This is a genomic window from Amycolatopsis sp. NPDC028719 (genome assembly GCF_055565395.1).
Genome location: NZ_JBVHUL010000011.1, coordinates 287,572 through 311,226, shown reverse-complemented (window position 1 = coordinate 311,226; position 23,655 = coordinate 287,572). Strand labels below are relative to the sequence as shown.

At 71.7% G+C, this 23,655-nt stretch carries 24 protein-coding genes; 12 read left to right on the top strand and 12 right to left on the bottom strand.

Translation table 11 applies throughout. The features are described 5' to 3' along the window. Nucleotides 1-24: 24 nt before the first annotated feature. Nucleotides 25-621, bottom strand: a complete 597-nt coding sequence (locus ACZ4TR_RS40040; protein WP_465293365.1) for a hypothetical protein — start codon at nt 619-621, stop codon at nt 25-27. Nucleotides 622-652: 31 nt separating this feature from the next. Continuing rightward, nucleotides 653-1,156, bottom strand: coding sequence for a DUF3145 domain-containing protein (locus ACZ4TR_RS40035; RefSeq protein ID WP_284746535.1), 504 nt, complete (start codon nt 1,154-1,156; stop codon nt 653-655). A 273-nt stretch (nt 1,157-1,429) separates the two neighbouring features. On the opposite strand from ACZ4TR_RS40035, the gene ACZ4TR_RS40030 reads away from it, so the two are divergent. Further along, complete coding sequence (locus ACZ4TR_RS40030; protein ID WP_465293364.1) at nt 1,430-3,703, top strand: hypothetical protein; 2,274 nt, start codon at nt 1,430-1,432, stop codon at nt 3,701-3,703. Nucleotide 3,704: 1 nt separating this feature from the next. Here the strand turns inward: ACZ4TR_RS40030 and ACZ4TR_RS40025 are convergent, their stop codons facing one another. Next, nucleotides 3,705-5,099, bottom strand: a complete 1,395-nt coding sequence (locus tag ACZ4TR_RS40025) for a dihydrolipoyl dehydrogenase family protein (protein WP_465293363.1) — start codon at nt 5,097-5,099, stop codon at nt 3,705-3,707. 137 nt (nt 5,100-5,236) lie between these two features. Here ACZ4TR_RS40025 and ACZ4TR_RS40020 point away from each other — a divergent pair, with 137 nt between their 5' ends. Beyond that, nucleotides 5,237-5,740 (top strand): Lsr2 dimerization domain-containing protein, encoded by a 504-nt coding sequence (locus tag ACZ4TR_RS40020; protein WP_465293362.1) that lies wholly within the window; start codon nt 5,237-5,239, stop codon nt 5,738-5,740. A 75-nt stretch (nt 5,741-5,815) separates the two neighbouring features. Here the strand turns inward: ACZ4TR_RS40020 and ACZ4TR_RS40015 are convergent, their stop codons facing one another. The 5 genes from ACZ4TR_RS40015 to ACZ4TR_RS39995 all read right to left on the bottom strand — a co-directional run bounded on the left by ACZ4TR_RS40015 (nt 5,816) and on the right by ACZ4TR_RS39995 (nt 10,129). Then, nucleotides 5,816-6,547, bottom strand: coding sequence for a lipoate--protein ligase family protein (locus ACZ4TR_RS40015; protein WP_465293361.1), 732 nt, complete (start codon nt 6,545-6,547; stop codon nt 5,816-5,818). Continuing rightward, nucleotides 6,544-7,932, bottom strand: coding sequence for an NAD(P)(+) transhydrogenase (Re/Si-specific) subunit beta (locus tag ACZ4TR_RS40010; protein ID WP_465293360.1), 1,389 nt, complete (start codon nt 7,930-7,932; stop codon nt 6,544-6,546). The genes ACZ4TR_RS40015 and ACZ4TR_RS40010 overlap by 4 nt, the downstream gene beginning before the upstream one ends. Next, nucleotides 7,929-8,234 (bottom strand): NAD(P) transhydrogenase subunit alpha part 2, encoded by a 306-nt coding sequence (locus ACZ4TR_RS40005; RefSeq protein ID WP_364527747.1) that lies wholly within the window; start codon nt 8,232-8,234, stop codon nt 7,929-7,931. Before ACZ4TR_RS40005 ends, ACZ4TR_RS40010 begins: the two co-directional genes overlap by 4 nt. Nucleotides 8,235-8,239: 5 nt before the next feature. Continuing rightward, entirely contained in the window at nt 8,240-9,352 is a 1,113-nt protein-coding gene (locus ACZ4TR_RS40000) for a Re/Si-specific NAD(P)(+) transhydrogenase subunit alpha (protein WP_465293359.1), read from the bottom strand. Nucleotides 9,353-9,475: 123 nt separating this feature from the next. Continuing rightward, a complete protein-coding gene (locus ACZ4TR_RS39995; RefSeq protein ID WP_465293358.1) occupies nt 9,476-10,129 on the bottom strand; it encodes a TetR family transcriptional regulator in 654 nt (217 codons plus the stop codon). Between the two features lie 91 nt (nt 10,130-10,220). Between ACZ4TR_RS39995 and ACZ4TR_RS39990 the strand changes: the two genes are divergently transcribed. The 6 genes from ACZ4TR_RS39990 (at nt 10,221) to ACZ4TR_RS39965 (ending at nt 15,455) form a co-directional block, all read left to right on the top strand. Next, a complete protein-coding gene (locus ACZ4TR_RS39990) occupies nt 10,221-11,288 on the top strand; it encodes a ferredoxin reductase (protein WP_465293357.1) in 1,068 nt (355 codons plus the stop codon). Nucleotides 11,289-11,298: 10 nt separating this feature from the next. Next, a complete protein-coding gene (locus ACZ4TR_RS39985) occupies nt 11,299-12,408 on the top strand; it encodes a fatty acid desaturase family protein (RefSeq protein WP_465293356.1) in 1,110 nt (369 codons plus the stop codon). 7 nt (nt 12,409-12,415) lie between these two features. Then, complete coding sequence (locus ACZ4TR_RS39980) at nt 12,416-12,616, top strand: hypothetical protein (protein WP_465293355.1); 201 nt, start codon at nt 12,416-12,418, stop codon at nt 12,614-12,616. A gap of 363 nt (nt 12,617-12,979) precedes the next feature. Further along, on the top strand, nt 12,980-14,332 hold the full coding sequence (locus ACZ4TR_RS39975) for a sensor histidine kinase (protein ID WP_465293354.1): 1,353 nt from the start codon (nt 12,980-12,982) through the stop codon (nt 14,330-14,332). A 22-nt stretch (nt 14,333-14,354) separates the two neighbouring features. Continuing rightward, a complete protein-coding gene (locus ACZ4TR_RS39970; RefSeq protein WP_364519814.1) occupies nt 14,355-14,999 on the top strand; it encodes a response regulator transcription factor in 645 nt (214 codons plus the stop codon). 45 nt (nt 15,000-15,044) lie between these two features. Beyond that, nucleotides 15,045-15,455, top strand: coding sequence for a secondary thiamine-phosphate synthase enzyme YjbQ (locus tag ACZ4TR_RS39965; RefSeq protein WP_364519812.1), 411 nt, complete (start codon nt 15,045-15,047; stop codon nt 15,453-15,455). On the opposite strand, the gene ACZ4TR_RS39960 is transcribed toward ACZ4TR_RS39965, so the two are convergent. Further along, complete coding sequence (locus tag ACZ4TR_RS39960; protein ID WP_465293353.1) at nt 15,393-16,397, bottom strand: YhgE/Pip domain-containing protein; 1,005 nt, start codon at nt 16,395-16,397, stop codon at nt 15,393-15,395. The genes ACZ4TR_RS39965 and ACZ4TR_RS39960 overlap by 63 nt on opposite strands. Before the next feature lie 105 nt (nt 16,398-16,502). Here ACZ4TR_RS39960 and ACZ4TR_RS39955 point away from each other — a divergent pair, with 105 nt between their 5' ends. Together ACZ4TR_RS39955 and ACZ4TR_RS39950 are read left to right on the top strand one after the other, a co-directional pair. Next, nucleotides 16,503-17,198 (top strand): HAD family hydrolase, encoded by a 696-nt coding sequence (locus ACZ4TR_RS39955; RefSeq protein WP_465293352.1) that lies wholly within the window; start codon nt 16,503-16,505, stop codon nt 17,196-17,198. A 120-nt stretch (nt 17,199-17,318) separates the two neighbouring features. Beyond that, entirely contained in the window at nt 17,319-19,430 is a 2,112-nt protein-coding gene (locus ACZ4TR_RS39950) for a bifunctional lysylphosphatidylglycerol flippase/synthetase MprF (protein ID WP_465293351.1), read from the top strand. Between the two features lies 1 nt (nt 19,431). Here ACZ4TR_RS39950 and ACZ4TR_RS39945 read toward each other — a convergent pair whose 3' ends face one another. Together ACZ4TR_RS39945 and ACZ4TR_RS39940 are read right to left on the bottom strand one after the other, a co-directional pair. Next, on the bottom strand, nt 19,432-20,331 hold the full coding sequence (locus ACZ4TR_RS39945; protein WP_465293350.1) for a DUF8017 domain-containing protein: 900 nt from the start codon (nt 20,329-20,331) through the stop codon (nt 19,432-19,434). Further along, nucleotides 20,331-22,079: a proline--tRNA ligase gene (locus tag ACZ4TR_RS39940; protein WP_465293349.1), complete on the bottom strand. Its 1,749-nt coding sequence runs from the start codon at nt 22,077-22,079 to the stop codon at nt 20,331-20,333. The genes ACZ4TR_RS39945 and ACZ4TR_RS39940 overlap by 1 nt, the downstream gene beginning before the upstream one ends. 124 nt (nt 22,080-22,203) lie before the next feature. Here ACZ4TR_RS39940 and ACZ4TR_RS39935 point away from each other — a divergent pair, with 124 nt between their 5' ends. Together ACZ4TR_RS39935 and ACZ4TR_RS39930 are read left to right on the top strand one after the other, a co-directional pair. Then, complete coding sequence (locus ACZ4TR_RS39935) at nt 22,204-22,557, top strand: VOC family protein (RefSeq protein ID WP_465293348.1); 354 nt, start codon at nt 22,204-22,206, stop codon at nt 22,555-22,557. 36 nt (nt 22,558-22,593) lie between these two features. Then, entirely contained in the window at nt 22,594-23,496 is a 903-nt protein-coding gene (locus ACZ4TR_RS39930; RefSeq protein ID WP_465293347.1) for a 2-hydroxyacid dehydrogenase, read from the top strand. Here the strand turns inward: ACZ4TR_RS39930 and ACZ4TR_RS39925 are convergent. Next, complete coding sequence (locus tag ACZ4TR_RS39925) at nt 23,477-23,641, bottom strand: DUF397 domain-containing protein (protein ID WP_465293346.1); 165 nt, start codon at nt 23,639-23,641, stop codon at nt 23,477-23,479. The two genes, ACZ4TR_RS39930 and ACZ4TR_RS39925, sit on opposite strands and share 20 nt — an antisense overlap. Nucleotides 23,642-23,655 lie beyond the last annotated feature (14 nt).

Sequence of the window (23,655 nt, the reverse complement as noted above, 5' to 3'; positions counted from 1 at the left end):
CCCGGCTTCGGCCGGGCCCCTTTTTCAGCATTTTTCGTGCTCGGGGGAAGGTCCTCCGGGGTCCACAGTGTCGATCTTCAAGGCGGACTTCTCGACGATCACCGGCAGGACGAGCCGCCACTTGATGCACTTCTCCCGAAGGTCTTTCGGAGCGTCTTCGAGGTTCTGCCTGCTGGTGAAGCCGACCAGGACCCGCAGCGACGTGTTGGCGCCGCGCTCGATGCGGTAGACCAGCGCGTCGGAGTCCGTTGTGGACTGGACGCCGGCCTTCCACGTGCCGAACGGCTGCTGCACGGCCCGATCGCCGCTCACGGTCGTCAGCCACCGCTGGTAGTTCTTGGTGTTGATGGCCGAGAAGTAGGTCTCGAGGAGCTCGCGCACGGCGCCGGCCTGCGGGTGCGCCTTCGCGTCGTCGGTCATCTGTACGACGCCCGCCGCGGCCGGCGCTCCGCTGCTGGCCGACGCCGGCGCGGACGTCGAGACGGTGGTCTCGTCCGCGGGCTGGTCGGGCCGGTGGTAGATCTCGCGCGCGAGCAGGCCGGCACCCACGGTCACGGAGAGCACCACGACCACGACGGGCACCAGCCAGCGCTGGCGGGAGCTGGGGGCGGGGGTGGTCACGCCGGAGAGCGTACCGGCCCCCGTCCCGCGGCTAGCCGACCTGGTGCAGCCAGGTCACCGGTGCTCCGTCGCCGGCGTGACGGTAGGGCTCGAGCGCCTCGTCCCAGCTCGCGGCGAGGAGTTCGTCGAGCTTGTGCGCGAGGGACTCACCACCGCGGGTCATGGCGACGAGGGCGCGCAGCTGGTCTTCGCCCACCACGATGTCGCCGTTGGCGCTGGTCCGTCCGTGCCACAGGCCGAGGCCGGGCGCGAAGCAGAACCGTTCGCCGTCGACGCCCGCGCTGGGCTCTTCGGTGACTTCGAACCGAATCATCGGCCACGCCTTGAGGGCTGACGCCAGTCTGGCGCCGCTGCCCGCGGGCGCGCGCCAGCCGCACTCGGCGCGAAGCTGACCCGGACTGGCCGGCTGCGCCGTCCACTTCAGGTCAACGCGGGCACCCAGGGTGCCCGAAATGGCCCACTCGACGTGCGGACACACCGCAGACGGCGACGAGTGGACGTACACCACACCTCGGGTGCTGCCACGGGTGCTCACTGCTACCTCCGCTTGTTGCTCGACGAGGGACGTCTTCCCCTACGCCCTACTTCGAGCTGCAGCGCGGCCTCAGTGCGGCTCCCGAATACCGCCTCCGATGCGTTGTAGCACATTCTGCACCCCAACCGTGCTGTTTGGCCACACGAACACCACAAGTCACCCAGGGCCCCACTTTCGGTGGGCTCGCGGCCGCGTCGTCCCCGTGTCGCACGATGGATACCACCACGCGCGCTAGCGTGATGACCCGGAACGACGAGCAGGGAGGGGTTTTCGGTGCGACTGGTGCGCCTGGAGCGGCAGCAGTCCCGGGTGGCCGACGACATCCGGGCGGCGCTGGCGTCCCTCGGCCGCGGCAGCACCGTCATCGGCGGGATCGCGCTGGTCGGCGTGGGAACCGTGACCGAGCGCCCGATCGAGGCGGTGGTCCTGCTGCCCCACGGCGTGATCATCGTGATCGGCGTGGACCTCCCGGACCCGGCGCTGCGCCTGGAAGCCCCGCTGGGAGCCGGCTGGAAGGCGGACGGGTGGCCCCTGATCGCCGACGACGACGCGATCAACCCGGCCACGGAGGCACTGGACATCTCCCAGGCGTGCGAGCGGCGGATCGCTTCCCTGGTGCCGGGGACGGGCCCGGTGGGGACGATCGTCGCGGTAGGACCGTACGTGGAGACGGTCGACCAGCCGGCGAGTGACCTGGCGGGCCCGGTCCGGGTCCTGCACCCGACCCCGACGACGATGCTGGCGGCCACGGTCTCCCTGGCGACGGCCCACCGGCCGCGATCGGTGGACCAGGTGCGGGCACTGATCCGCGGGCTGGCCCCGGAGGCACCGGAGTTTCCGGACGAGGTCCTCATCGGCGAGGGATTCAGCCGGTTCACCGACGACGCACCGCCGGAGTCCCTTTGGGACAATGGGCCGGCGGTGCCCGGCCAGGCGGGAACGGCGGTCGCGGCCGGTGCGGCCACGGTGGGTGGAGCCGGTGCGGCTGCTGCGACGGGCTCGGCTGTCGCGGCCGGGTGGCAGAGCAGGACTCCAGTGTCGGCGGGGCCTGAGCCCGCTCCCCCCGAAGACTCGGAACCGGGCGAGCCGGCGTCCGCCGCTGCCGGAGATTCGGAATCCGCGGCCGGTTTCAGCGAGGATCCGGAATCCGCCGAAGCCGCCGCCGGTTCGGCCGAAGACCCCGAGCACACCAAAGCTGCAGTCGCCGAAAACTCGGAACCCGCCCAAGCCACGGCCGCTCCGGCCGAAGACCCGGCACCCGCCGAACCCACGACCGCCCTGACCGAAGACCCGGCACCCGGCAAAGCCGCCGCCAGTTCCACCGAAGACCCCGAACCGGCCCAAGCCACGGCCGCTCCGGCCGAAGACCCGGCACCCGCCGAACCCACGACCGCCCTGACCGAAAACTCGGCGCCCGGCAAAGCCGCCGCCAGTTCCACCGAAGACCCCGAGCCCGCCAACGCCACGGCCGGCTTTACCGAAGCCCCTGGGCCCGCCAAAGCCACGGCCGCCCATTTTGCGGACTCGGTGGCCGCCGGGCACGAGACCCCGGAGCCCGCCGAAGCGGATCCGGCCGGCTCCTCACACTCCGGCGGCGAAGCAGCGGCTCTTGCCTCGGATTCCGAGCGCACCGAAGTACTCCCCGCTCCCGCGCGGGAGGACCTCCCGCTGTTCCCCGGCGCCTCCGCACCCCCGCTGTTTCCAGGTGCCCGGCCGGCCGAGGACTCCTCGCTCGCGGACGACACCGAACGAACCGAGAACCTCAGCTCCCCCACCGCACCCGGACAAACAGCCGAGCCCGGGCGAAGCGCCGCCGGGCCCGGACAAGCCCAGCAGTCGCCCGAGCGAAGCGCTCCCCAGGCCGTCACCCTCGGCCAGATCACCCTGCCACCCGAACCGCGCCCCTTCCCCACCCCGCGACCGGCCCCGCGCGAAGCCGCCTCGACGTCGAAGACCGTCCGCTGGCTGCCCCTCGCCGCCATCGGGTTGCTGGTCGCGCTGGTCGTCGCCGCCCTCGCCGTTGCCACCTCCGGGGACGACACCGCCGCCGCGCCCACCGGGCCGCCCACCCCCGCCACCCAGCCGCCACCGCGGACCTCCACGGCTGCCGCGCAGAGCCTTCAGTTCGCCCTGCGCGCCGCCGATCGCGATCAGCGGTGCGCCTCCCACGCCTTCGGGGACGCCCAGGCCAGCCTGCAGCAGACCAGCTGCTCCGGCGTCCGGCGCGCGTCCTACGCCGCCACCGTCGACGGCCGCGGAGCCGCCGTCACCGTCGGGATCGTCGAGTTCCCCGATGCCGGGCTGGCCGCCGCGTTCAAGGCCATCACCGACACCCCCGGCGGGGGCGGGATCCTCGACCTCGCCTCCGAGACCGGCAAGTGGGGCGCCACCCCGCCGCCGCGGTTCGAGAACGCCGCCTACACCTCCCGGGTCGAAGGCACGTCCGTGCGGGTCGTGCAGGCGGTCTGGGCACCGGGACCGTCCACTCCGGACGATCCCGGCCTGGCCAGGGCCGCGAAAGCCGCCCTGGACCTGCCCGCCCAGTGACTCAGAGCCCGTAGGCCTCCAGCAGCCGCAGCCACACCTCGCTGATCGTCGGGAACGACGGCACCGCGTGCCACAGCCGGTCGAGCGGGACCTCCCCGACGATCGCGATCGTCGCCGAGTGCAGCAGCTCCGAGACGTCCTGGCCGACGAACGTCACGCCGAGCAGGACGTTCCGCTCGGTGTCGACGACCATCCGGGCCTTGCCGGTGTAACCGTCCGCGTGCAGTGACGAGCCCGCCACCGCGATGTCGATGTCGACGACGCGGTCGGCCGAACCCGGCCGCGCGTCCGCCAGGCCGACGGCCGCGACCTCCGGGTCGGTGAACACCACCTGCGGCACCGCGCTGTGGTCGGCGGTCGCGGTGAACTTGCTCCACGGCTCCGAAGACACCGGAGAACCCGCGGCCAGCGCCGCGACCGTGTCTCCCGCCGCGCGGGCGCCGTACTTGCCCTGGTGGGTCAGCGGGGCGCGCCCGGTGACGTCGCCGGCCGCGTACAGCCAGCCACCGTCCACTGCGGACGCCCGGCCGGTGTCGTCGACCTCCAGCGCGCGCCCGGGCTCCACCCCGAAGGCCTCGAGGCCGAGCCCGGCGGTCGCGGGCCGGCGCCCGGTCGCCACCAGGAACTCGTCGACGACGACCACCTCGCCGTCCTTCAGCGTCAGCTCGGTGCCCGACTCTCCCGCGGCGACCCGCTCGACCCCCGACTCCGTGTGCACGGACACCCCGGCCTCGCGCAGCCCGTGCAGCACGAGGTCGCCGGCGAACGCGGCGTTGCGCGGCAGCGGCCGCTCGCCGGTGATCACCAGGTGCACCTCCGAGCCCAGGGACGCGAACGCCTGCGCCATCTCGACGCCGACCACCCCGCCGCCCAGGACGCCGAGGCGGCGCGGCACGGACTCCGCCGACGTCGCCTCCCGCGAACCCCACGGCCGGATCGTGTCGAGGCCCGGGATCGACGGCGTGCTCGGCACGCTGCCGGTGCACACGATCACCGCGTGCCGCGCGGTCAGCACGCGGCCGTCGTCGAGGGTGACTTCCCGCTCACCGGTGAGCACGCCGTGCCCGCGGATCGGCTCGATGCCGGCGCCGCGGGCCCACTCGACCTGCCCCGAGTCGTCGCCCTTGCCGGTGAACCAGTCACGCCGCGCGAACACCGCCGCGGGATCGAGCCAGTCGCCGACCGGCACGCCGGGGATCCGCTTCGCCGCGGCGAGGAGGTTTCCCGGCCGCAGCAGCGCCTTGCTCGGGATGCACGCCCAGTAGGAGCACTCGCCACCGAAGCGCTCGTGCTCGACGAGGGCGACCTTCAGGCCACCGCGGGCCGCTCGTTCGGCGGCCACCTCCCCCACCGGACCCGCACCGATCACCACTACGTCAAAAGTCTGTCCAGACATGGGTTCAGCGCACACCACCGCGCGAGATCACGCAAGCCAGCGGCTATCCTCGTCTCCGAAGCTGCAAGACATCGGCGGCCCGGGTGCCGTCGGCCCCGGTGCGCGCGAATACCACGTTCGAGCACGGGAGGTTTGTCGTGGCCAAGAACACGGCTGTGCGGGTCCTGGATGATCTCACCGGCGAGCCCGCCGCCGAGACCGTCGGGTTCGGGCTGGACGGTATCGACTACGACATCGACCTCTCCTTCGCCAACGCCGACGCCCTGCGTGAGCTGCTGCAGCGCTACGCCGACGCGGGTCGCCGCACCGGCGGCCGCAAGCGCCGGCCGCGGCTCGTCCCGGGCGCGAAGCGGCCCCGGGCGAAGGCGGCCCCGAAGACGACGAAGGCGGCGAAGCCGGTCGCCGGCCGTCGCGCGGCGACCGTCAAGGCCGAGCCCAAGACGACCACCGCCAAGGCGGCGCCGAAGACCACGGCGAAGGCGAAAGCCGAGCCCAAGACGACCACGACCCGCGCGAAGACGGCGGCGAAGGCCGAGCCGGCGAAGACCACCCGCACCCGCAAGACGGCGGAGCCGAAGAAGACCACCCGGGCGACGGCGCGGAAGGTGCCGGGCGTCACGTTCTCGGCGGCCGAGAAGTAGGCTCCACAGTAGACAGAAGGTCCGTGAAGGCCTCCTTGCCGGCCAGGAGAGCCGGGAAGGAGGCCTTCACGGCTTTCAGGCCGCGCGCTGCGAGCCGTCCGCGTGCCAGGACGGGTAGCGGTACCGCGTGCGCAGCAGCGCCCGCTGCCGCGTCAGCTCGGCCGCGGACGGCGGGCGCGGCACCAGCGTCCCGAGGATCTGCGACGCCGCCGCCCGCACCGCCGCCTCGACCGAGGGGAACCCGGGACGCAGCCCGTGCTCGGCCAGCGACGCCACCGGGCTGCGGTGGGAGTCGAGCGGACGCGGGTCCGCCGGCGCGCTGGTCAGGTAACGGCCGACCAGCGCGGCCGACGTCTCGACCAGTAGTGTCGAGTGGGCCAGCAGCCCGCCCTTGGTGCGGAACACGGCGAACCCGCAGAGCTTCGCGTCTTCGACGAACAGGCCGCGGTCGCCGATCCGCGGGACCAGCCCGAGCTGGTCGACGGCGGCGCTCATCACCTTGCCGAGCGTCTCCAGGGGCCGGTCGGTGGGGCCGGGCAGGACCAGCGTCACGTTCAGGTTGCCAGGGTCGTGGAACACGGTGCCGCCGCCGCTGGCCCGCCGCAGCACCGGGACGCCGTCGCGCTCGCACTCCTCGACCCGCACCTCGCGGGCGATCCGCTGGCCACGCCCCACCACGACGCACACCGGGTTGCGCCAGAGCCACAGCACCGGTGACCCGGGCGCGACCCGGAGGAGCGCTTCGTCGAACGCCAGGTTCTCGGCCGGATCCGTGAACGCGGCACGGACGTCCGACCCGGTCGTCATAGCGCTTTGAGTTCCTCCACGATCTCGCCCACCGACGACTTGGCGTCCCCGAAGAGCATGCTGGTCTTCGGATCGTAGAACAGGTCGTTGTCGATCCCGGCGAAGCCGGAGGCCATCCCGCGTTTCAAGACGATCACGGAGCGGCTTTCGTTGACCTTGAGGATCGGCATCCCGTAGATCGGCGAGCTCGGGTCGGTCTGCGCGGCCGGGTTCGTGACGTCGTTCGCGCCGATCACCAGCGCGACGTCGGTCTGGGCGAACTCGGAGTTGATCTCGTCCATCTCCTTGAGCTGCTCGTACGGCACGTCGGCCTCCGCGAGCAGCACGTTCATGTGCCCGGGCATCCGGCCGGCCACCGGGTGGATCGCGTAGGCGACCGTGATGCCCTTCTTCTCGAGCAGCTTCGCCATCTCGCGGACGGTGTGCTGCGCCTGCGCCACGGCCATGCCGTACCCGGGCACCACGACGACCTTGCTCGCGTACGCCATCTGGATCGCGGTGTCGGCCGCGCTCGTCGAACGCACCGGGCGGGCTTCCTTCGTCCCGCTGCCGGCCGCGACCGCCGGCCCGCCGCCGAAGCCGCCCGCGACGATCGCCGGGATGGACCGGTTCATCGCCTTGGCCATCAGGTTGGTCAGGATGGAGCCGGACGCGCCGACGATCATGCCGGCCACGATCAGCGCCGTGTTGTCCAGCGCCAGGCCCATCGCCGCGGCCGAGAGCCCGGTGAACGCGTTGAGCAGCGAGATCACCACCGGCATGTCCGCGCCGCCGATCGGCAGCACCACGGTGAGGCCGAGGATGCCGGCCGCCACGAGCAGCCCGACGATCAGCAGCCAGGAGTCGCCGCCGGCGACGATGACCACCGCGCACGCGAGCGCGATCAGCAGGAGCAGCGCGTTGACCGGCTGCTGCAGCTTGCCCATCGTGATCGGGCGGCCGCTGATCAGTTCCTGGAGCTTGCCGAACGCGACGTTCGAGCCCCAGAAGGAGATCGACCCGATGATCGCGGCGAACAGCGACGCGATGGCGATGTAGGCGGGTTCGTGCGCGTAGCCGTCGGTGGAGTTGAACTCGACCCACGCGATGAGCGCGACCGCGCCGCCGCCGACGCCGTTGAACAACGCCACCATCTGCGGCATCGCGGTCATCTTGACCTTGCGCGCGGACGGCACGCCGACCACCGCGCCGATCGCGACGCCGAGGACGATCAGCAGCCAGTTGCCCATGCCCGGGGTGAGCAGGGTCGCGATCACCGCGATGCCCATGCCGGCCGCGGCGATCCAGTTGCCGCGGACCGCGGTGCGCGGGCCGGTCAGGCCCATCAGGCCGTAGATGAAGAGGGCGAACGCGATGATGTAGAGGATCGCGACGAAGTCGGTCACTTCTGCTCCTCCTCATCGGCGGGAGCGGGCTTCTTGCCCTTGAACATCGACAGCATCCGGTCGGTGACCAGGAAGCCGCCGACGACGTTGATCGTGCCGAAGGCGATCGCGATCACGAGAAGAATCTTGTTGAACACGCCGTCGACGCCGAGGCCGAGCACGACCAGGCCGCCCAGCAGCACGATGCCGTGGATGGCGTTGGTACCGGACATCAGCGGCGTGTGCAGCGTGTTGGGCACCTTCGAGATGACGGCGAAGCCGACGAACCCGGCGAGCACCAGCACCGCCAGGTTCTGCACCAATGGGCTCACGAAGTACTCCCTTCGCGCCCGGCCACGCAGGCCCCGGCGACGATTTCGTCTTCGAAGTTCAGCTCCAGCGCGCCTTCCTTCGTCACGAGCAGCTCGAGCAGCTCGGTGACGTTGCGCGCGTACAGCTCGCTGGCGTGCGAAGGCATTTCGGCGGGCAGGTTCAGCGGGGAGGAGATGGTGACGTCGTGCTCCACGACGTCCTCGCCCGGCTTGGTCAGCTCGCAGTTGCCGCCGGTCTCGCCGGCGAGGTCGACGACGACCGAACCGGCCGGCATGCCCTTGACGGCGTCCGCGGTGACCAGCGTCGGCGCCTTGCGGCCCGGCACCAGCGCCGTGGTGATCACGACGTCGAACTTCGTGATGGCCTCGGTGAGCCGCCGCTGCTGCTCCTCGCGCTCCTCCGGCGTCAGCTCGCGGGCGTACCCGCCTTCGCCGACCGCCTCGATGCCGAGGTCCAGGAACTGCGCGCCGAGCGACTTGACCTGCTCGCCGACCTCGGGCCGGACGTCGTAGCCGGTGGTCTGCGCGCCGAGCCGCTTCGCCGTGGCCAGTGCCTGCAGCCCGGCGACGCCGGCGCCGAGCACCAGCACCTTCGCCGGCGGCACGGTGCCGGCCGCGGTGGTGAGCATCGGGAAGAAGCGGGGCAGCTTCTGCGCCGCGAGCAGCACCGCGCGGTAGCCGCCGATGCTGGCCTGCGACGACAGCGCGTCCATCGCCTGCGCCCGGGAGATCCGCGGGACGGCCTCCATCGCGAACGCCCGCAGGCCCGCTTCTTCGAGCTTCGCGAGCCCCTCCGGGTTGCCGCGCGGATCGAGGAAGCCGACGAGGACGGTGCCCCGGGCCAGCTTCGCGACCTCTTCCGGCGCGGGCGGGTTGACCTTCACGACGATGTCCGCGCCCCACGCGTCGCCGAGCTCGGCGCCCGCCTGGGTGTACGCGTCGTCACTCAGGTGCGCGCGGGACCCGGCACCCGGTTCGACCAGGACCCGCAACCCTCGTTGCGCGAGCCTCCCGACCAGTTTGGGCACCATGGCCACCCGGCGCTCCCCGGGGCGTGACTCGGTCACCACACCCACGGTGAGCTGCTGATGCTGTTCGCTGTCGGCCACACGACCTCCTCATCGGCGAGGCACGATCCGAGGGTTGTACCACGCCGGACCGACAGTCCCCAGTGACGTGGGTCGCAAGTCCCGGGGTTGTGCCAGAAGATACGAAGGTCGCGCGAGAAACGTTCAGCTCGTTTTCCACCGCGGGATGCCGAGCAGGATCAAGCGAAGCCGTTTTTCCGCCGTTCCGGTGATTTTCGCGTCTTCACCGGGCTTGGCTTCCAGCAGCTCGACCGTCGTCGTGATCATCACGGAAACGATCAAGTCGGCCAGCATGTGCAGGTCTTCGGTGCTCCACGCGCGCAGCGGGGCGAACCGGGCGAGGTCGATCGCGAGGTCGCCGGAGAACATCCGCAGTTCGACGGCGATCGCGCGGGCGAGCGGGCCGCCGCCGTAGCGCTCGCGCGTCAGGAACCGGAAATGGTCCTCGTTCGCCCGGACGAATTGGTGGACCGTGGCCACCGAGGCGCTGATCATCCCCTGGTAGGTGTCGGGATCGGTGCGCGCCGACCGCATCATCCCGCGCAGCGTGCGCGTCGCTTCTTCGACGAGCGCGACACCGAGTTCCTCCATCGAAGCGAAGTGCCGGTAGAACGCCGTCGGCACCAGCCCGGCGCCCTTCGCGACCTCGCGCAGGGAGAGCGTCGCGAACGGACGGTCGGCCAGCAGGTCCAGGGCGGTGTCCAGCAGCGCCTGGCGCGTGCGCTGTTTCCGCTCCTGACGGCTTACCGGCTCTTCCGACACGGGCTCCAGCGTACGGATGTCCACCGCGTTGCTCACGTCACATCCTCCGCCTTCCGCGTTGACAGGTGCTCCACTTCTGCAGTGCACTGTTCAGTGTACAGTCGTTCACTGTAACCGAGGAGGCCCGATGACGGCGCTCATCCCCCGGCGGGTGCGCAGCCTCGCTTCGCTGGCCGAAGCTCTGCTGACGCCGCACGGGATGGACCGCTACCTGGAGCTCGTCGACCCGATGCTGGTGCGCCGCGAGATCCGCGGCCTGGTCACGGCGGTGCGCAAGCAGACGCCGGACAGCGTCACCCTCACCGTCAAGCCCAGCCGCGCGTGGCCCGGCTTCACCGCCGGGCAGTACGTCCGCCTGCAGGTGGAGATCGACGGCGTCCGCCGTACGCGCTGCTATTCGCCGTGCGGTTCGCAGTACGGCGGCGAACTGGAGTTCACGGTCAAGGAGCAGGGCCTGGTCTCCGGGCACCTCAACCGCGCGCTCGGCGCCGGCTCGGTGGTCGGTCTGTCCACTCCGGACGGCACGTTCACGCTGCCGGCCACCCGGCCGGAGCGCGTGCTGCTGATCAGCGGCGGCAGCGGGGTCACGCCGGTGCTCGCGATGGCCCGGACACTCGTCGACGAAGGTCACACCGGCGAGATCGTGTTCCTGCACTACTCGAACGGTCCCGCCGACGCGCTCTACCGCACCGAGCTGGCCGAGCTCGCCGCCCGGCACCCCGGGCTGAAGGTCGTGCACGCCTACACCCACACCCAGGGCGGGGATCTGCGCGGGTTCTTCTCGCCGGAGCACCTCGAGCGCGTCGCGCCGTGGCACCGCGAGGCGGAGGCGTTCGTCTGCGGCCCGAAGCCGCTGATGGACGCCGTGCGCGAGCATTTGGGTGAACGCGTGCACACCGAAGAGTTCACGCCGCCGGCGCTGACCTTCGACACGGCGAACGCCGAAGGCCAGGTCCGGTTCAAGCGCAGCGGGCGGGAGTGCGCCAACTCGGGGAAGCCGTTGCTGGAGCAGGCCGAAGAAGCGGGCCTGTCCCCGGAGCACGGCTGCCGGATGGGCATCTGCTTCTCCTGCACCCAGCTCAAGACCGCCGGCCGCGTCCGCAACGCCAAGACGGGCGAGGTCTCCGGCGAAGAAGACGAAGAAATCCAGCTCTGCATCTCCGTCCCGGTCGGGGACGTCGAGATCGACGCGTAGGGAGACTGCCATGACCGGTCTGCAGGACCGCCTGACCCCGGAACAGGTCGAAGAGTTCGGCCGCGAGCTCGACGCGCTGCGGCAGCGGACCGTCGACAGCCTGGGCCAGGAAGACGTCGACTACATCCACACCATCATCAAGACGCAGCGCGGCCTGGAGGTCGCCGGGCGGGCGCTGCTGTTCGCCGGGTTCTTCCCGCCCGCGTGGCTCGCCGGCGTCGGCGCGCTGTCGGTGGCCAAGATCCTCGACAACATGGAGATCGGCCACAACGTCATGCACGGCCAGTACGACTGGACGCGCGACCCGGCGCTGAGCTCGCAGCGGTTCGAGTGGGACACCGTGGCGCCGGCCGAGAACTGGCGGCACTCGCACAACTACATCCACCACACGTACACGAACATCCTCGACAAGGACCGCGACATCGGCTACGGCATCCTGCGGATGGACGACGCCCAGAAGTGGCACCCGTACTACCTGGGCAACCCGGTGTACGCGACGCTGCTGGCGCTGTTCTTCCAGTGGGGTGTGATGCTGCACGACCTCGAGGTCGAGAAGGTCGTGAAGGGCGAGCGCACCTGGGCCGAGAACGTGCCGGTGCTCCGGAAGATCATCCGGAAGGCGGGACGGCAGGTCGGCAAGGACTACGTCCTGTTCCCGCTGCTGACCGGCCCGCTGGCGCCGCTGACGTTCCTCGGCAACGCGACCGCGAACCTGACCCGCAACCTGTGGGCGTTCGCGATCATCTTCTGCGGCCACTTCCCGGCCGACGTCGAGAGCTTCACCGAGGACGAGACGGCCACGGAGTCGCGCGGCCAGTGGTACCTGCGCCAGATCCTCGGTTCGGCGAACATCTCCGGCAGCCCGCTGTTCCACATCATGAGCGGCAACCTGTCGCACCAGATCGAGCACCACCTGTTCCCGGACATCCCGGCGCGCCGCTACCCGGAGATCGCCGGCGAGGTGCGCGCGATCTGCGAGAAGTACGGGCTGCCGTACCACACCGGCCCGCTGCACCGGCAGCTCTGGTCGGTGGCGAAGAAGATCGTGAAGCTGGCTCTCCCGCGCACTTCGCCGTCGCCGGTTACCGTGGAACCCGACCGGCAGCTCCGAGCAGCGTGAGGGTGACATGGTGGGCCAGTTCGAACGCGAGAAGGACACCCTGCAGGTGATCACCGAATCGGCCGCGACACACGTCGGCAACATCGCCTCGATCATCACGGGCGCGATCCGCGACATCGCCCGCGAGACGGGCGACTGGCTGACGGACGTGATCGAGATGCGCGAAGCCGCGCAGAAGGCCCGGGAGGACGACCCGGACAGCGTTTGAGCCCCAGCGCCCCAAGGTGGCCTTCGGTGCGGGTGACGCACCGAAGGCCACCTTGCGTGCGTACGACGGACCTGGGGTGTGTGGACAACTGGGCCACCACCGCCCTTTCCGCACCGGAACTGTCGGTGCCGGCCGGTAACGTGAAAGACGGGGGGCGCCCCCGCGGGCCGACGCGAAAGCCGGGTCACGCACCCAATGTGGCATTGGGTGCGCCCCACGCACCCAATGTGGCGTTCGGTGCGCCCCACGCACCCAATGTGGCGTTCGGTGCGCCCCACGCACCCAATGTGGCGTTCGGTGCACCCCACGCACCCAACGCCACATTGGGGCGCTTTCCCCGGGCCACGCTCGGGGGAAAACCGGATGGGCACCGCGTCCCGCCCCGGCCAAACTGAAGCCGTGACCAGCCTCGAAGTCCCCCGCCCCCACCCGCTGCGCCGCGTCTTCGGGCCGCTGGCCGCGCGCGACTTCTGGGCCGAATACGCCTGGCTGTGGCTCTCCGGTCCGCTCACCCTCTTCTCGCTCTTCAGCTTCCTCCTCCTGCTCGTGCTGGGCCTCTCACTGACCCCCGTCCTCTTCGGGTTCCTCGTCCTCGCGGGCGCCATCTCCTACGCCCGCGGCCTCGGCGCCCTGCACCGCGGCCTCGCCAAAACACTGCTCGGCGTCAGCGTGCCCGCTCCGCGCCGGCCCGAGCTCAAGCCCGGGCTGTGGGCCTGGGTCCGGGCCCGCGTCGGCGATCCCGCCGGCTGGCGCACCGGCGGCTACCTGCTGCTGCGCCTCCCCCTGACCTTCGTCGCCCTGCTCACGATGACCACCGCGACGGTCTACGCCCTGGCCGCGACCCCGTTCGCGTTCCTCTGGTTTCCGCTGGGCGAACGGCACCTGGACGTCTTCGACATCTACGCCGGCAACTGGGCCGGCGCGCTCGCCTGGTCGGCGTCGGGGCTGCTGGTGCTCGTGGCGCTCCCGTGGGTGACGCACGCCTTCGTCGCGCTCGACCGGCTGCTGGTCGTCGGCCTGCTCGGCACGCGGGAGCTCTCCGAACGCGTCCGGGACCTCGAGGCGAGCCGCGCGACGGCGGTCGAGGACGCCGCGCTGCGGCTGCGGCGCATCGAACGCGACCTGCACGACGGCGCGCAGGCCCAGCTCGTCGCGCTCGCCATGAAGCTCGGGCTGGCCAAGGACGAGCTCGAAGGCCTCGACCTCCCCCAGATCCAGCAGCTGGTCACCGCCGCCCACACCAACGCGAAGCAGGCGCTGACCGAGCTGCGCGACCTCGCCCGCGGCATCCACCCCGCCGCCCTCGACGCGGGCCTCGACGTCGCGCTGGCCACCCTCGTCGCGACGTCCGGGATGGACGCGCGGGTCGCCGTCGACCTGCCGCGCCGCCCGCCGCCGTCCCTGGAGACGATCGTCTACTTCAGCGCCGCCGAGCTCCTCACGAACGCCGCGAAGCACGGCGGGACGACGACGTACGTCGATGTCACCGAAGAACGGGACGTCCTGTGGCTGCGGGTGCGCGACCGCGGCCGGGGCGGTGCCCGGCTCGTCCCGGGCGGCGGGCTGGCCGGGGTCGCCGAACGGCTGCGGACGGTCGACGGCGAGCTGACCGTCGCGAGCCCGGTGGGCGGTCCGACCGAAGTGACCGCGCGGGTCCCCCTGGTTTCCGGGGGTCCGGGTGGCGAGGCCCCCGGCCCGGGGCGGAGCCCCGGATGACACAGCCCGCTAGGGTCGCGGCATGCGGATCGTCATCGCGGAGGACTCGACCATCCTGCGCCAGGGTCTCGTCGAGCTGCTGACCTTCCGCGGCCACGAGGTCGTCGCCGCGGTGAAGGACGCCGACGCGCTGCGAACCGCCGTCGAGGAGAACTCCCCCGACGTGTCCATTGTGGACATCCGGATGCCGCCGACGCACACCGACGAGGGCCTGCGGGCGGCGATCTCGCTGCGTCGCGAGTCACCGGGCCGGGCGATCCTGCTGTTCTCCCAGTACGTCGAGACGAAGTACGCGGCCCAGCTGCTGGCCGACCGCGCGGGCGGCGTCGGCTACCTGCTCAAGGACCGCGTCGCCGAGGTGTCCGACTTCCTCGACGCGCTCCGCCGGGTCGCGGACGGCGAAACGGTGCTCGACCCCGAGGTCGTCAGCCAGCTCTTCTCGGCGACGCGCCAGATCGACGCACTCAGCGGGCTCACCCCGCGAGAGCGCGAAGTCCTGGGCCTGATGGCGGAGGGCCGGTCGAACTCCGCGATCGCCGCGAAGCTGTTCCTCTCGGCCGGATCGGTCGAAAAGTACGTGACGTCGATCTTCGGCAAGCTCGGCCTGCCACCGTCCGAAGGGGACAATCGCCGGGTGCTGGCGGTGTTGCGCTACCTGGATTCCTGAGCAGACAGGCGCGCGGTCCTGGCGCGTGGGCTTAGGCTGGGGCCCATGTACTCCACCGAGATCGAGGTCCGCACCGGTTCCGAAGCCGTCGTCCACGACCTCACCCACGAGGCCGAGTCGTTCCTGCGCGACGCGGACGCGACCGACGGGTTGCTGCACGTCTGGGTCCCGCACGCCACCGCCGGGCTGGCGGTCCTCGAGACCGGCGCCGGCAGCGACGAGGACCTGCTGACCGCGCTCGACGAGCTGCTCCCCCGCGACGGCCGCTGGCGGCACCGGCACGGGAGCCCGGGCCACGGCCGTGACCACGTGCTCCCGGCGCTGGTGCCGCCGTATGCGACGATCCCGGTGCTCGGCGGCGTCCTCGCGCTGGGCACCTGGCAGTCGATCTGCCTAGTGGACACCAACCTCGACAACCCGGTCCGCAAGGTGCGGTTCAGCTTCCTCGCGGGCTGACCGGCCGGGCCACAGCACCACCAGCAAGCCCGCGGCCAGGAGCGCGCCGAGCACCCAGACGCCGGTCGTGACGTCGGGCGCACCCGGCACGCCCTGAAGCAGGCTTCGCAGGCCTTCGGTCGAGAAGCGGAACGGCGTCCACGACCACAGCAGCGTGCGGTAGGCCGGGTTCAGCAGCTCCGGCACCTGCCCGGCGACCGCGGGCGCGACCAGGTAGAGCGGGCCGAGGACGGCCATCGCGCGCAGCCCGAGCAGGCGCAGCAGCCCCGCCTGCAGGGCGGCGAACGCCGTGGCGGCGAGGAAGACGAACCCCAGGACGCCGAAGTCCAGCGGCAGCGCGGCGTCCCACAGCGCGAAGAACCCGGCCACGGCCGCCGTCACGAGCACTCCGGCGCCGACGACCTGCAGCAACCGCGCGCCGGCGCCGACCGTGCGGCCGGTGCGCTTGGCCAGCTGCATCAGCGCCAGGCCCGCGACGAGCGCGCCGATCCAGGCCAGCGCGGACGCGGCCAGCGGCGCGGTCCGGCCGGCGACGCTCACCGGGTGCAGCACCTCCTGCTTCGGGGCGCCGCCCAGCACCGCTGCCGCGCCGGTCAGCGCCTGCTGCGCGACCTGGGTACCCGACGGGTTGACCGCCCCCGACGTCACGACGGTCGCGGACGGTCCCGGCCCGAGCTCGAGCACGCCGTAGACCTTCTTGTCCTCCAGCAGCTTCCGCGCGTCGGCCGGGGACGCGATCGTCCAGTCGAGCTGACCGCCACCGTGCGCGGCGATGCGCTGCGCGATCTCCGGCGGCGCGGCGACCGCGACCGGGACGCCGTCCGGCGCGGCCGTGGCCTGCGCGCCGAAGGTCAGGAACCCGAGCACCACGGCCACCAGCGCGCCGGCCACGGCCGCGACCAGGGCGAGCGCCCCGGCGGGGCGCCGGACAGGACCGGTCATGACAACCTCCATTTATTCGTCGCTCGTTGAATTAATGGTCAAGGTACGACCGCGTCCCGAAAAAGTCAACGCATGTTGAATAGTGCTGCCGGTAGCCTCGGTCTCGTGACGAAGAAGCGGCTGCTGCTCTGGGACATCGACCACACGCTCGTGGACTTCGCCGGGCTGGGCATGGCCTGGTACGCGGCCGCGTTCACGGCCGCGACCGGCGCGACCTTGCGCGTCGACCCGGTGTTCGGCGGCCGCACCGAACTGGCGACCACCACCGAGCTGCTCACCGCGAACGGCTTCGAAGCCGCCCCGGACACGATCCAGGCGATGTTCAAAGGCTTGGTGGCGGAGTCGGAACGGGCCGCGCACCGCTTCGCGGCGGAGGCCCGGGCGCTACCGGGCGCGGCCGAAGCGCTGGTCGCGTTCGCCGAGGACGACGGCGTCGTCCAGACGCTCGTCACCGGCAACCTGCCGGAGATCTCGCGGCACAAGCTCACCGCGTTCGGCCTGCACGAGCACCTCGACCTCGACATCGGCGGCTACGGCACGCTCTCGGTGCACCGCCCCGACCTCGTCCCGCACGCGGTGACGCTGGCGGCGGCCAAGCACGGCGCGCCGTTCGAGGCCGGCGCGGTGGTCGTCGTCGGCGACACCCCGAACGACGTCAAAGCCGCCCTGGCCCACGGCGCGCTGGCGATCGCGGTGGCGACCGGGCTCTACAGTGCCGACGAGCTGCGAGCGGCCGGCGCGCACATCGTGCTGCCGGACCTGGCCGACACCGACGCCGTGAAAACCGCCGTGTTCAGCTGAAAGTCGGCTTCGTCGTCCTCGGGAGGGTGTCAACCCTCATCCGAAGGGACGACCCCTTAGGGGTCAATCTCCTTCCTTCGCCCGATGTGGCCGGGGAGGCTGTTCGCCACACTTCCGGGCATGACTGAAGCAGCGTCGGCGGCCGCGCCCGCCGGAGGGGGACGCATCCGCGGCACGATCGCGGTGCTCAGGCAGCGCCTGCCGTTCACCAGCAGTGTGGTGCTCGCGATGCTCGTGCTGGCCGTCGCGTCGGGGGCGCTCTGGAACGCCGCCGAAGACCGCGCGGCCTACCCGTTCATCGCCTACGGGCTGCCGTCGCTGGAGGAAGGCCGGTGGTGGACCATGCTCACCGGGCCGTTCTTCGCCGTCGTCCCCTGGTACTACCTCCCGATGGTCGGCAGCTTCGCGCTCTTCGCCGGCTTCGCCGAGTGGCAGCTGGGGACGCGGCGCGCGATGGCCGTGACCATCGGCGGCCAGTTCGTCTCGGTGCTCGTCGCGACGCAGTTCCTGGCGCTGTGCGGTAATTCCGGCTGGTTGTGGGCCGAGCGCATGGCGGGCAGCCTCGACGTCGGGTTCTCCGGCGGCGCGCTCGCCGCGGTCGCCGTCGCCAGCGCGACGCTGCGGCCGCCGTGGGCGCTGCGGCTGCGGGCCGGGCTCTGCGTGTACGCCGGGGTCGCGATCATCTACGTCGGCACGTTGGCCGACCTCGTGCACTTCTTCGCGCTGCTGGCGGCGATCCCGCTCGGCAACCGGCTCGTCGGCTCGCGGCGGGCGCCCTCGGTGGGGCCGAACCCGCGCGAGTGGCGGCTGCTGACCGTCGCCGGCCTGCTGCTGCTCACCATCGCCGAGATCGTGATGCTCCTGGTGCCCGGCGAAGGCCCGTTCGGCTCCACCGAAGAGGTTTCGCTGTCGGCGCCGGAACTGGCGTTCCTCGTGCTGGTCACGGTGCCGATGATCAACGGGCTGCGCAAGGGCAGCCGGGTCGCGTGGCGCTGGGCGATCGCGCTGTCGGCCTTCGTGACGCTGCAGGCGCTCGCCGCGGCCACGGTCTACGGGCTGGCCGACGTCTTCGGCGCGGGCTACGACACCACGGGCCTGCCGCTGTTCTTCGTGGACAATCTCTTGTGGACGGTCGAGCTGGGCGTCCTCATCGCCGCGCAGCACGCCTTCCGCGTCCCTTCGCGGCGACGGCAGCGGCGCCACGCTCAGGGTCCCGGGGCGTCGCTGGCCCGCACGCTGCTCGGACGCCACGGCGGCAGCACGCTGTCGTGGATGACGACCTGGCCGCGCAACACGTACTTCGTCCGCGAGGACGGCCGTTCCTACCTGGCCTACCGCAAGCACGCGGGCGTCGCCGTCGCGCTGGGCGACCCGATCGCCCCGGACGGCACGGCGGCGGCCACGGTCACCGAGTTCACCACGATGTGCGAGAACTCCGGCCTGGTGCCGTGCGTGTTCTCGGCGACGGAAGAGACGGTGGCGGCGACCCGCGAGCAGGGCTGGCAGCACGTCCAGGTCGCCGAGGACAACGTGCTCGACCTGGAGAAGCTGGAGTTCCGGGGCAAGGCGTGGCAGGACGTCCGGTCGGCGCTGAACAAGGCCGCCAAGCAGGACATCGACTTCCGGCTGGTCCGCTTGGCCGACCAGCCGGAGCCCATCCTCGCCCAGGTCCGAGCGCTGTCGGAGGAGTGGATGTCGGGCAAGGGCATGCCGGAGATGGGCTTCACCCTCGGCGGCCTCGACGAGGCGATGGACCCGGCGACGCGGGTCGGCCTCGCGGTCGACGCGGAGGGCACGGTCCACGGCGTGACGTCGTGGCTGCCGGTCCACACGGGCGAGGGCAAGGTCGGCGGCTGGACGCTGGACGTCATGCGCCGCAGCCCGCACGGTTTCCGCCCGGTGATGGAGTTCCTGATCGCGTCGGCGTGCGTCCAGTTCCGCGAGGAGGGCGCGCGGTTCGTCTCGCTGTCGGGCGCCCCCTTGGCCCGCAGCGACTCCGAGTCCGCGGCGCTGGTGGACCGGGCCTTGGAGTCGCTGGGCCGGGTCATGGAGCCGTACTACGGTTTCCGGTCGCTGCACGCGTTCAAGGCGAAGTTCCAGCCTCGCCGCGTGCCGCTGTACCTGGCGTACCGGGATGAGGCGGACCTGCCGCGGATCGGGCTGGCCCTGAGCCGGGCCTACCTGCCGGATGTGCGGCTTCGCGAACTGGCGAAACTGGCGCGCAAGCGCTGAGTCAGCGGTAGGTGGTCGGCGGCGGGGTGGTCGTGCTCCGGTCCGCCGCCGGCACGAACCGGTAGCTCTTCAAGATCCCCAGCAGGTCGTCCCGGATCGTCGGCCCGGAGCGGTCGGCATCGGCGTAGGCCACCACCACGCCCGACGCACTCCCGTTGCCGAACGCCATCGCGGCAACCAGAGCATGCTTCGCCGAGCACTCGCCCGTCGCCGCCGGGGTCACTTCGGCGACCACGATCCGGGCCGGGCTCCGGGTGCCGTCGGCCTTCGTGAGCTGGGCGTCCGTGCCCGGGCCCACCTGGGACGTCCCGCCGTACGCGCCGGTCGCCAGGTCTGTCGCGGCCTTGCGCGCCGCTGCCTCGGGATCGGGGAGCGGCTCGGTGGTGACGCCCGCGCCGCCGAGGGAGTCCCGGCCGCAGAAGTCCCGGCCCAGGAACGCGCTCGTGATCAGCCGGATCGCCGGCTCGTCCCAGCCGTGCTGCGTGGTCGGCGCGGGCTCCCAGTCCGGCGGGACGTCATACGCGTACGAGCCGTCTCGCGCCGCGACGGACTGCCAGCCGCTCGTCACCGCGGGGACCACTGTTCGCAGCGACGGCGTCTCCACCCGCGGCGGGCGCGACGTCGGCATCGACGACGTGTGGTGCGCCTTGCCGACACCCAGCGCGTTGAGCACACCCGCGATCAGCGCGATGAGCACGAGCCCCAGCCACGGCGCCCGCCGCCACTTCAGCGGCTTCGGCGCCGGGCGGATCCGCTTCGGCCGCGCCCTCGGCGGTTCAACCGAAGGCAAACCCGCAGGCGCCGGCGCGTCCGCGGGTTCGTAACCGCCGAACCCGCGGAGCGCCGCGTTGTCCTCGTACCCCGGCGTCGTGTCGTCCGAGCGCCGGGAGAACCGGCCCATCAGGACCGGACGAGCTTGACCAGGTGCTCGACGACGGCGTCGACCGCGATCTCTTCGCGCTCGCCCGTCCGCCGGTCCTTGACCTCGACGACGCCGTTGGCCAGGCCGCGCCCGACCACCAGGATGGTCGGCACGCCGACCAGCTCGGCGTCGGCGAACTTGACGCCCGGGGTCGCCTTGCGGTCGTCGAGGATGATCTCGAGACCGGCCGTGTCCAGCTCGGCGGCGATCTTCTCGGCGCCGGCGCGCACCGCGTCGTCCTTGCCCGCGATGACGATGTGCACGTCGAACGGCGACACCTCGCGCGGCCAGATCAGGCCGAGGTCGTCGTGGTTCTGCTCGGCGAGCACGCCGACCAGCCGCGAGACGCCGACGCCGTAGGAGCCCATCGTGATCCGGATCGGCTTGGAGTCGGGGCCGAGCGCGTCGAGCTCGAACGCGTCCGCGTACTTGCGGCCGAGCTGGAAGATGTGGCCGATCTCGATGCCGCGCGCGGCGACCAGGGTGCCGTGGCCGTCCGGCGACGCGTCGCCCTCGCGGACCTCGGCGGCCTCGATGGTGCCGTCCGGGGTGAAGTCGCGGCCGGCCAGCAGGTCGACGACGTGGTGGTCGACCTTGTCGGCCCCGGTGACCCAGGCGGTGCCGGGCACGATCCGGGGGTCGGCGAGGTAGCGCACGCCGTTGTCCTGCAGGGCCTTCGGGCCGATGTAGCCCTTGACCAGGAACGGGTTCTTGGCGAAGTCGGCCTCGTCGAGCAGCGCGACCTCGGCGGGCTCGAGCGACGCCTCGAGGCGCTTCATGTCCACTTCGCGGTCACCGGGGAGCGCGACGCAGATCAGCTCCCACTCCTTCGCACCGGGCTGACGCGCCTTGAGCATGACGTTCTTCAGCGTGTCCGCGGCGGTGAACGTGCGGCCCAGGTCCGCGTTGTTCAGGAAGTTCACCAGCGACTCGATGGTCGGCGTGTTCGGCGTGTGGTGCACCTGCGCCTCGGGCCGGCCCTCGATCGGCTGCGCGGCCGGCGCGGGCGTCACGACGGCTTCGACGTTCGCCGCGTACCCCGACTCCGTGCTGCGCACGTAGGTGTCCTCGCCCGTCTCGGCGACCGCGAGGAACTCCTCCGACGCCGAGCCGCCCATGGCCCCCGACGTCGCCTTGACCACGACGTATTCGAGGCCGAGGCGGTCGAACAGCTTCGTGTACGCGGCGCGGTGGGCCTGGTAGGAGCGCTCCAGGCCCTCGTCGTCGAGGTCGAACGAGTACGAGTCCTTCATGACGAACTCGCGGCCGCGCAGGATGCCGGCGCGGGGACGCGCTTCGTCGCGGTACTTCGTCTGGATCTGGTACAGCGTGACGGGGTAGTCGCGGTAGGAGGTGAACTCGCCCTTGACCGTCAGCGTGAAGAGCTCTTCGTGCGTCGGGCCGAGGAGGTAGTCGGCGCCCTTGCGGTCCTTGAGGCGGAAGAGGCTGTCGCCGTACTCGGTCCAGCGGCCGGTCGCCTCGTAGGGCTCCTTCGGCAGCAGCGCGGGGAACTGGATCTCCTGCGCTCCGATGGCGTTCATCTCGTCGCGCACCACGGCCTCGATGCGGCGCAGCACGCGCAGGCCGAGCGGCAGCCACGAGTACCCGCCCGGGGCGACCCGGCGGACGTAGCCGGCGCGTACCAGGAGCCGGTGGCTCGGTACCTCGGCGTCCGCCGGATCCTCGCGCAAGGTGCGAAGGAACAACGACGAAGTCCTGGTGATCACTGCGGGGCTCCCTGCTCCGGGCGGGTGTGAAAGTCCCGCTCAGGGTAGTCACTCCCCCGGCCGTGACTCCAACGGGTTACTCGACGGCCCGTTTTTGTCGGTGGTGGCCGCTAGCTTCGGGGACATGGCGATCCACCTGGGCATGATCACGATCGACTGCGCCGATCCGCGCGGTCTGGCGAAGTTCTGGACGGCGGCGCTGGGCACCACAGTGGCCCAGGACTACGGCGGCGAGTTCCTGGTGCTGGCACCCCCGGAGGGCGGGCTGCCGCTGGGCCTGCAGCGGGTGCCGGAGCCGCGGGTGGGGAAGAACAGAGTCCACGTCGACTTCGGCGGGGACGATCGGGCGGCGGAGGTGAAACGGCTGGTGGAGCTGGGCGCGAAGGAGGTGGCCGAGCATTCCGTACCGGGGTTGGCGTGGACCGTGCTGACCGATCCGGAGGGCAACGAGTTCTGCGTCTCGGGAGGTGAGCACTAACGGGTAGCGACGCGCGGCAGCGGGTAAAAAGGCGGCATGAGCGCTCGCGTACTGCTGCCGTGGACCGACATCGACGTGCCTGAGGGAGTCGAGGCCGCCTACTACGACGGCGTCGAGCCTCCCCCTGCCGAGCTGGACGACGTCGAGGTCTACGTGCTGCCCTACGACCGCGGGCCGGAGCCGCCGAAGCTCATCGGGGAGCTGCCGTCGCTGCGGGTGGTGCAGTCGCTGTCGGCCGGCGTCGAGACACTGGTGCCGCTGCTGCCGGCGGGGGTGCGGCTGGCGAACGGGCGGGGCCTGCACGACCTCAGCGTCGCCGAGCACGCGCTCGCGCTGATCCACGCGGCGCAGCGCGACCTGCCGCGGTGGTTCGCGCAGCAGGCGCGGGGCGAGTGGGCTCGCGAGCACACGCGGTCCCTCGCCGACAGCCGCGTGCTCCTGGTCGGCTACGGCTCGATCGGGCAGGCGATCGAGCGCCAGCTCCTCGCCGCGGAAGCGGTGGTGACGCGGGTGGCGAGCCGCGCGCGGCCGGATCAGGAGGTCCACGGCGTCGACGAGCTGCCGGGGCTGCTGCCCGAGGCCGACATCGTGGTGCTGGTCCTCCCGGACACCCCCGCGACGCGCGGCCTGATCGACGCGAAGGCCCTGGCCGCCCTCCCCGACGACGCCCTGGTGGTGAACGTCGGCCGCGGCACGGCGATCGACACCGGCGCTCTCCTGGCCGAGACGCGCACCGGGCGCCTGCGCGCGGGCCTCGACGTCGTGGACCCCGAGCCGCTGCCGTCGGATCATCCACTGTGGACGGTGCCGGGCGTGGTCATCACCCCGCACATCGCCGGCGGGTCGGCGTCGTTCTACCCGCGGGCCAAGAAGCTGGCGGCGGAGCAGCTGCGGAGGTACGTGCGGGGCGAGGAGCTGCTCAACCTCGTAGAAGTTTGACGGCGGCGGCCCACGCGGCCCGGGTGACGGTCAGTTGTCCCTGCGCGCGGGCCTTCGTGTCCCGGACGCCGACGGAGCGATCGAGCTTCACCTCGACGCAGTCCGATTGGCCGCCGCTGTAGCTCGACTTGCGCCAACCGCTCATCCCATGGCCTCCCG